General features: G+C 57.0%; 9 protein-coding genes. 6 read left to right on the top strand and 3 right to left on the bottom strand.

Annotation, left to right across the window (positions count from 1 at the left end):
• The 3 genes from ACR0IU_RS19495 to parC form a co-directional block, all read right to left on the bottom strand.
• A partial coding sequence (locus ACR0IU_RS19495; protein WP_170611170.1) for a GTP-binding protein occupies positions 1-111 on the bottom strand: 111 nt, incomplete at its 3' end.
• Between the two features lie 114 nt (positions 112-225).
• A complete protein-coding gene (locus ACR0IU_RS19490) occupies positions 226-819 on the bottom strand; it encodes a hypothetical protein (protein WP_480717396.1) in 594 nt (197 codons plus the stop codon).
• Between the two features lie 98 nt (positions 820-917).
• Complete coding sequence (gene parC, locus ACR0IU_RS19485) at positions 918-3266, bottom strand: DNA topoisomerase IV subunit A (protein WP_480717395.1); 2349 nt, start codon at positions 3264-3266, stop codon at positions 918-920.
• Between the two features lie 201 nt (positions 3267-3467).
• Here parC and ACR0IU_RS19480 point away from each other — a divergent pair, with 201 nt between their 5' ends.
• From ACR0IU_RS19480 to ACR0IU_RS19455, 6 genes are all read left to right on the top strand, one after another.
• Positions 3468-4085 (top strand): SH3 domain-containing protein, encoded by a 618-nt coding sequence (locus tag ACR0IU_RS19480; protein ID WP_480717394.1) that lies wholly within the window; start codon positions 3468-3470, stop codon positions 4083-4085.
• A gap of 70 nt (positions 4086-4155) precedes the next feature.
• Complete coding sequence (locus tag ACR0IU_RS19475) at positions 4156-4983, top strand: SDR family NAD(P)-dependent oxidoreductase (protein WP_480717393.1); 828 nt, start codon at positions 4156-4158, stop codon at positions 4981-4983.
• A gap of 80 nt (positions 4984-5063) precedes the next feature.
• Positions 5064-5264, top strand: a complete 201-nt coding sequence (locus tag ACR0IU_RS19470; RefSeq protein WP_010437734.1) for a twin transmembrane helix small protein — start codon at positions 5064-5066, stop codon at positions 5262-5264.
• Between the two features lie 3 nt (positions 5265-5267).
• On the top strand, positions 5268-5840 hold the full coding sequence (locus ACR0IU_RS19465) for a cob(I)yrinic acid a,c-diamide adenosyltransferase (protein WP_170703668.1): 573 nt from the start codon (positions 5268-5270) through the stop codon (positions 5838-5840).
• A 184-nt stretch (positions 5841-6024) separates the two neighbouring features.
• Positions 6025-6783, top strand: coding sequence for an electron transfer flavoprotein subunit beta/FixA family protein (locus ACR0IU_RS19460; protein ID WP_010437730.1), 759 nt, complete (start codon positions 6025-6027; stop codon positions 6781-6783).
• The gene (locus ACR0IU_RS19455) at positions 6783-7712 is read left to right on the top strand and encodes an electron transfer flavoprotein subunit alpha/FixB family protein (RefSeq protein WP_480717392.1); all 930 of its coding nucleotides are present in this window, start codon (positions 6783-6785) and stop codon (positions 7710-7712) included. The genes ACR0IU_RS19460 and ACR0IU_RS19455 overlap by 1 nt, the downstream gene beginning before the upstream one ends.
• Positions 7713-7736: the final 24 nt, after the last annotated feature.

The following is a 7736-nucleotide window of genomic DNA, read 5'->3' as shown; positions in this document are numbered from 1 at the left end:
ACCGAAATACTTGGTGATTGCTGCCGTCAGCGTGGTCTTGCCGTGGTCAACGTGGCCAATCGTACCAATGTTGACGTGCGGCTTATTACGCTCAAACTTTTCCTTTGCCATTCCTCAGGCGCCCTTTTGCAATTTTGGGGGACCCGTGGTCCCGCGGTTACATCTGCGCGCGCGAGATATTTGGTTCAGGGGGGAAAATCAAGCACATCCTGATGGAAAAGCCACTCAGGACGCCGGATTTTGCGTCACAACCTCGGTCTCCAGCGGCTGGATAAGGTCGGGGCGGCGATCAAACCAGCCATTTTCTTTATGTTCTTCGGCCAGCCACTCTTCGACCCGGTCGGCAACCTTCAGGGAAAGCCCGCTCATTTGCTCTTCTTTTGTGCGTTCGTGACCGGACCCTTTGAGGGCGCTACCTCCGGTCGTGTCTTCCAAAACCTGAAACTGCTTGCCTTTGGCCAGAAACTCTTTGTTTTTTACGTCATACACATTCACCAGAACGATAGCCGTGCTCTTGGGGTTGTAGATCACCGGGATACCGGGCGGGGCAAGCATGTAGCCTTCAAGGCTGATGCCAATGTCGTATTCCTGAGCGCCTTCGTAGCGGCCCAATCGAATATCTACTGCATTCTGAATTGCAGCAGTCCATTCATCGGGTGTTGCATCCCGCGAAACCGGCCCCTGCACCGCTTTGTCGGCAAAGGCATAGTTAACGCGCATTTTGAATTCACCCAGCGACTCGGGCTCTTCGTAAACTTGTGTCTGGGTGCAGGCGCCCATCAGGGCCAACCCGGTGATCAGTGTCAGGATGCGCAACATGTCTCTCGTCTCGATAGGCCTGTTTTTATTGGATGTAGCGCACCGATACTGCTTGTGCCAAGCGGTATCGGCAGAAATTCACCAAACTGTTGGTCTGGTCACGAGAATTTATAGTCGCGCGGGAAGCCATAGGGCGCTTTTTTCCCAACACCTGCGCGCTTAGCCAGCCATTGGGACATATCCGCCTCATGCCGGGTCTTGTCGCCACCCATGGACCATTTCAAGCCGTCGTCCCAGTTGAAAGTCGTTACGTCGGACAAGCCGCCGTCCAGTTCCAAGGTTCCCTGTCGCCCACGGGCCATATTGTACTTTTGCAGGCGCACACCTTTGCCCCGGGTCATCTCGGGCAGTTCTTCCGTCGGGAACACCAAGAACTTGCCGTTCTGAGACACCACGGCGACGTGATCGCCAGCGACCGGCTTACAGATCATGGCGGTTTCGTCGCCTTTGACGTTCAGCACCTGTTTGCCGTTACGTGTCTGCGCCAGCACATCATCTTCGGGCACCATAAAGCCATTACCCGCATCCGAAGCCACCAGCAGTTTGCGCCCTGGATTGTGGATCAGGATGTCGATGATCTGCGCCTCGTTTGGCAGGTCGACCATCAGACGGAGCGGCTCACCCATGCCGCGACCGCCGGGCAGGTTGGCAGCGCTGACAGTGTAGAAACGGCCGTTAGAGGCAAAGACCAGCAACCGGTCCGTTGTTTCCGCGTGGAAGATGAACCGCGGGCCGTCACCGTCCTTGAATTTCAATTCGCGCTTCAGATCGATGTGGCCGGTCATGGCGCGTATCCAGCCCATCTGCGAACAGACGACCGTGATCGGCTCCTTGTCGATCATCGCCTCAAGCGGCACTTCCTCGACCTGCCCAGCTTCGGCAAATTGAGTCCGGCGCGCACCACCTTCGTAGTCTTTGCCAAAGGTCTTCTTGGTCTCTTTGAGCTGCTCGGCGATCTTGGCCCATTGCAAGGCGGGATCGGCAAGCAAGTCTTCGAGGTTGGCGCGTTCCAACATCAGCTCATCGCGTTCGCGGACCAACTCCATCTCTTCCAGACGGCGCAAGCTGCGCAAGCGCATGTTGAGGATTGCGTCGACCTGAACTTCGGACAACTCGCCTTCGCCTGGTTTGGGCGAGACATAATCGGTCTCATCAGTCGCGCGAACATGATCAATGCCCCAATCTTCGCGCATCAGCGCGGCCTTGGGGTCGTCGTCGTAACGAATGATGTCGATCACGCGGTCGAGGTTCAGGAAGGCGACAATAAAGCCCTCCAAGACCTCCAAACGATGGTCAATCTTGCCTAGTCGGTGGCGTGAGCGACGCAGCAGCACCTCTTGCCTGTGATCGAGGAAAGCGCGCAGCACTTCCTTCATCGAGCAGACCTTGGGCGTCACGCCGTCAATCAGCACGTTCATGTTCAGGCTGAACCGCACCTCAAGGTCCGAGTTGCGGTAGAGCATGCCCATCAGCACCTCCGGGTCCACGTTCTTGGAGCGCGGCTCAAGAATCAGGCGGATATCGTCAGCAGATTCGTCGCGCACATCGGCAAGGATCGGGATTTTCTTGGTCTGGATCAGTTCGGCGATCTTTTCGATCAGCTTGGATTTCTGAACCTGATAGGGGATCTCGGTGACAACGATCTGCCACTGACCACGGCCCAGATCTTCGACTTCGAACTTGCAGCGAAGACGGAAGGAACCACGCCCGGTGCGATAGGCCTGCGCGATATTTTCTGGTGGCTCGACGATCACGCCACCGGTCGGGAAATCCGGACCGGGGACGTAATTCAACAACGTGTCGTCGCGCGCATCCGGTGTTTTGATCAGATGCAGACAGGCGTCGCACAACTCCGAGATATTATGCGGCGGGATATTCGTCGCCATCCCAACCGCGATACCGCTTGCGCCATTGGCCAGCAAGTTCGGGAACTGCGCGGGCAACACGACCGGCTCGGTCAGCGTGCCATCATAGTTGTCGCGGAAATCAACAGCATCCTCGTTCAGACCCTCAAGCAATGCCTCCGCGACTATGGTCATCCGCGCCTCGGTGTATCGCGAGGCCGCCGGATTATCGCCGTCGATATTGCCGAAATTCCCCTGCCCGTCGACCAGCGGATAACGGACGTTGAAATCCTGCGCCAAACGCGCCATCGCGTCGTAAATCGCAGCATCCCCGTGTGGGTGATAGTTACCCATCACGTCGCCCGAGATTTTCGCAGACTTACGGAAACCACCCGTCGCGCTGAGTCGCAACTCGCGCATTGCATAGAGGATTCGCCGATGAACCGGCTTCAATCCATCCCGTGCATCCGGCAGTGCCCGGTGCATGATCGTTGAAAGCGCGTAGGTCAGATAGCGTTCACCAATTGCGCGGCGCAGCGGTTCGGCTATCTCGCCCCCGTTGTCAGGGGCCTCCATATTGGGGTCGTCAATCGTATCGTTCATACATGATGTGATACGACGCAAGCGCGCGCGGGTAAAGCAATCGGCGCATATTTTGCTGGGGACAAGTCGCGCTTTTTGCAACAGGGGGAGACAAGTCCCGGATTTCCCCCATCTTTCGACTCAAACCCGGTTCTATGGTATGCTTTCGAATATTAAGATTGCTGCCTTTATATAGATGTTACGATTGCCAGGGGGTGCGCTATGACGCGCGTTATTGTTATCACTTTCGCCATGCTCGGTTGGAGCTTCTACGTCATGAGTGGAGGCCCTGATTTCGAGCCGCGCGGGACACGGGCCGAACAACCTGTGCCTATAGCCTCAGCCCCAGCGCCCAAACCCACTTCTGCGCCAACGCCGCGTGCGGAAGAACTTGTGACCAATGTCGCAACCCGCCCTGTTGCCGTGCGAGCCGAACCTGAACCTTTGGCCGAGGAGGAGACAGCTGTTGTTCTTTCACAAGTCGCGGCCAATACATTACCTCAGTTTTCCGCATTTGACGGAGATGGTGCCAGCTTCACGCTCGCTTCGCTTGAGGACGGTGCCGCCGGGCTGGTGCAGGTTGAAACCGAGGTTCAGGACGATATCACGCCTACCTCTCAGATTATCGAACCCGAAAAGGACATTCGGGAGATATCAGGCACACGCGTAAACATGCGCGACGGGCCAGGTACAATCTACCCCATCATAGCAAAGGCCAATATTGGCCAACGGGTTGAAGTCCTAAGCGATTCAGGCACGGGATGGCTGCGCCTGAGGCTGCTTCCCGGGCAAAGCGTGGGTTGGATTTCTGCATCACTGGTCCGGAAGCCAACAAACTGACGCAACTGGGTCATTGTCCTGACCTGAAGCTCGCAATACCAAGGGGGCGAGGTTCAGTTTCGGAAGTGACATGCAAAAGACCATTCTTATTACTGGGTGCTCTTCGGGCATCGGACTGGATGCGGCGCACGGCATGCGCGCACGTGGCTGGCATGTCTTTGCATCCTGTCGGCAGCAGCGCGACTGTGATCGGTTGCGGGCGCAAGGTTTCGACAGCCCGCTGATCGACTATACCGACACCGACAGCATAACATCCGGTCTGAACCAGGTGCTTGAAACAACCGGAGGCACCCTGGATGCACTGTTCAATAATGGCGCGCACGGCCTTCCCGGAGCAGTCGAAGATGTCCCGATCGAAGGTATGCGCCTGATTTTCGAGACCAACGTATTTGGCTGGCACGAGTTGACTAGACAGGTGATTCCGGTGATGCGGGCACAAGGCCATGGACGGATCGTGCAGAATTCATCTGTACTGGGGTTGGTCGCGTTTCCATGGCGTGGCGCATATGTTGCCACCAAATATGCCATAGAAGGCCTGACCGACACTTTGCGGTTGGAGCTTCGGGATACTGATATCAAGGTCATCCTGATCGAGCCGGGTCCGGTGACCTCGAAAATCCGAGTGAACTCAATCCCGGTGTTCGAACGCTTCATAGATTGGAAAAACTCTGCCCTGCGCCAGAAATACGAGGATTCGTTGCTGAAACGCCTCTACGAATCATCCGGAAACGACAGGTTCGAACTGCCTGCTTCTGCCGTTACGGCCAAACTGGCTCATGCGGTCGAATCCAAACGCCCACGCGCTCGCTACTATGTGACAACGCCGACTTACATCGCTGGATATCTGCGACGCATTCTGCCGACCCGAACCATCGACCGCATTCTCTCGGACATCTGAGGCGAAATTACCCGTTCGCTTTTGCCTCTATCAACGCTAGATGAGGGTTCATCGCGAGAACAAACAAGGATGGTGATCTTATGGACCTGTTGATGGTCGTGTTGCTTCTGGCCATGGCGGCGGTGGTCGCCGTGCTGGTGATGGGCATTGCCAACTTTGGAAAACCCGGCAAAGACGCAGCCATGAAAAGCAACAAGATGATGCGCTTGCGTATCCTGTTTCAGTTCATTGCAGTGGTGCTAATCGTGCTCTACGTCTACCTGCGCGGACAGGGAGTTTAAGGCATGGTTGTTCTCAACAAGATTTACACGCGCACAGGCGATGACGGCAAAACCGCCCTGGGCAATGGTGAGCGCGTCGCGAAATACTCCGGGCGCGTTGCAGCCTATGGCACAGTGGACGAATTGAATTCCTTTGTCGGCGTCGCCCGAACCGAGGCTGAAGGAGAGGTCGAAGCCGCCCTGTCCCGCATCCAGAACGACCTGTTTGATCTAGGGGCTGATTTCTGCCGCCCCGATATGGACAAGGATGCCGAAGCCGACTACCCGCCTCTCCGCATCGTCCCCGCCCAGATTGATCGGCTTGAGGCAGAGATCGACGCGATGAACGAAACGCTCCAGCCGCTGCGCAGCTTCATCCTGCCGGGCGGTTCACGTCTGGCGGCACATCTGCATGTCTGTCGGACGGTCTCGCGCCGGGCAGAACGTCTGGCGGTTGAGCTGACAAATATGGAACCGGTCAATGAAACGGCGGTGAAATATCTCAACCGTCTTAGCGACTGGTTCTTTGTCGCCGCGCGCTGCGCCAATAATGGCGGACGCAATGATGTGCTCTGGGTTCCGGGTGCGAACCGCTGATCGCGAGCGTCATGGAGAAATAAAAATTCGTTTCTTGTCGAAAAAATGACAAAACGCGACGTCTCGAAAGCATGACGTGACGATTTTGCTCTGTTGCAGCGCATCACGACCCGCTATCTAAACCGCGAGAGCATTGGTGGAGTCGCTGCGCGGCTTGCCGTTTTTGTAAGGAGCATACGCAAAAATGAAGGTACTTGTGCCTGTCAAGCGCGTGATCGACTACAACGTGAAAGTTCGTGTTAAGGCGGACGGGAGCGGAGTTGATCTCGCCAATGTAAAAATGTCGATGAACCCCTTCGACGAGATCGCAGTGGAAGAGGCAATTCGCCTGAAAGAAGCGGGCAAGGCTGACGAAGTTGTTGCCGTTTCAATCGGAGTGAAACAGTCGCAGGAAACTCTGCGAACCGCCCTGGCCATGGGTGCAGACCGTGCGATCCTGGTTGTTGCAGCTGATGACGTACACACCGACATCGAGCCTCTGGCCGTGGCGAAAATACTCGCCAAAGTGGTCGAGGAAGAGCAGCCGGGCATCGTTCTGGCGGGCAAGCAGGCGATCGACAATGACATGAACGCCACCGGCCAAATGCTGTCGGCCCTGCTGGGCTGGTCGCAAGGCACTTTCGCATCCGAGCTGGATATCGAAGGCGACAGCGCCAAGATCACCCGCGAAGTGGATGGTGGTCTGCAGACTATCAGCGTCAAGATGCCAACCATCGTCACCGTTGACCTGCGTCTGAACGAGCCGCGATATGCGTCGCTGCCGAACATCATGAAGGCGAAGAAAAAGCCGCTGGATGAGAAAACCGCCGCCGACTACGGCGTCGATGTCACTCCGCGTCTTGAAATCGTCAAAACCGACGAGCCGCCGGCGCGCGCCGCTGGTATCGTCGTGGGCTCGGTCGACGAGCTGGTTGAGAAACTCAAAGAAGCGGGGGCTGTGTAATGGCTGTACTTCTGCTTGCCGAAGTCAACAACGGCGAACTGAGCTTTGACGCGACCGCCAAAACCGTCGCAGCCACCAAGTCGCTGGGCGAAATCACCGTTCTGGCCGCAGGTGGCTCGGCCGCTGCCGCTGGTGAAGCTGCTGCCAAGATCGATGGTGTCTCTAAGGTTCTGGTCGCCGAAGATGCCTCGCTGGGCCATCGCCTGGCGGAATCAACCGCAGCGCTGATCGTGTCGCTGGCTGATGGCTATGAGCACATCGTTGCACCCGCCACCACCGACGCCAAAAACGTCATGCCGCGCGTTGCCGCCCTGCTGGACGTGATGGTGATCTCGGATGTGTCTGGTGTGGTTGACGGTTCGACCTTCGAGCGCCCAATCTACGCGGGCAACGCTATCCAGACCGTGAAATCGAACGACGCCAAGAAAGTTGTCACCATCAGGACCGCCAGCTTCGATGCTGCGGGCGAAGGCGGCGCGGCTTCTGTCGAGACCATCTCAGTTGGCGATAACCCAGGTCTTTCCGAATGGGTTGAGGATAAGGTTGCTGAAAGCGACCGTCCGGAATTGACCTCGGCAGGCGTTGTAGTTTCGGGCGGCCGTGGTGTCGGCTCGGAAGAAGATTTCAAGCTGATCGAGGCGCTGGCGGACAAGCTGGGCGCTGCTGTTGGCGCGTCGCGCGCAGCGGTCGACTCGGGCTATGCGCCGAACGACTGGCAGGTGGGTCAAACCGGTAAGGTTGTTGCCCCCGATCTTTACGTCGCCGTCGGTATTTCTGGTGCGATTCAGCACCTAGCTGGCATGAAGGACTCCAAGGTCATTGTTGCGATCAACAAGGACGAAGAGGCGCCAATCTTCCAGGTCGCCGATTTCGGACTGGTTGCCGACCTGTTCCAGGCCGTGCCGGAGCTGACCGAGAAACTCGGCTGATACCAGGCGAAGATTTTCTTCGAA

This window comes from Ruegeria sp. CL5, assembly GCF_056536485.1.
This window is presented reverse-complemented; position numbering and strand designations above follow the sequence as displayed.

Coding starts and splice junctions, on each gene's coding strand:
- ACR0IU_RS19490 (WP_480717396.1), bottom strand. CDS start 819: ATGTTGCGCATCCTGACACTGATCACCGGGTTGGCCCTGATGGGCGCC.
- parC (WP_480717395.1), bottom strand. CDS start 3,266: ATGAACGATACGATTGACGACCCCAATATGGAGGCCCCTGACAACGGG.
- ACR0IU_RS19480 (WP_480717394.1), top strand. CDS start 3,468: ATGACGCGCGTTATTGTTATCACTTTCGCCATGCTCGGTTGGAGCTTC.
- ACR0IU_RS19475 (WP_480717393.1), top strand. CDS start 4,156: ATGCAAAAGACCATTCTTATTACTGGGTGCTCTTCGGGCATCGGACTG.
- ACR0IU_RS19470 (WP_010437734.1), top strand. CDS start 5,064: ATGGACCTGTTGATGGTCGTGTTGCTTCTGGCCATGGCGGCGGTGGTC.
- ACR0IU_RS19465 (WP_170703668.1), top strand. CDS start 5,268: ATGGTTGTTCTCAACAAGATTTACACGCGCACAGGCGATGACGGCAAA.
- ACR0IU_RS19460 (WP_010437730.1), top strand. CDS start 6,025: ATGAAGGTACTTGTGCCTGTCAAGCGCGTGATCGACTACAACGTGAAA.
- ACR0IU_RS19455 (WP_480717392.1), top strand. CDS start 6,783: ATGGCTGTACTTCTGCTTGCCGAAGTCAACAACGGCGAACTGAGCTTT.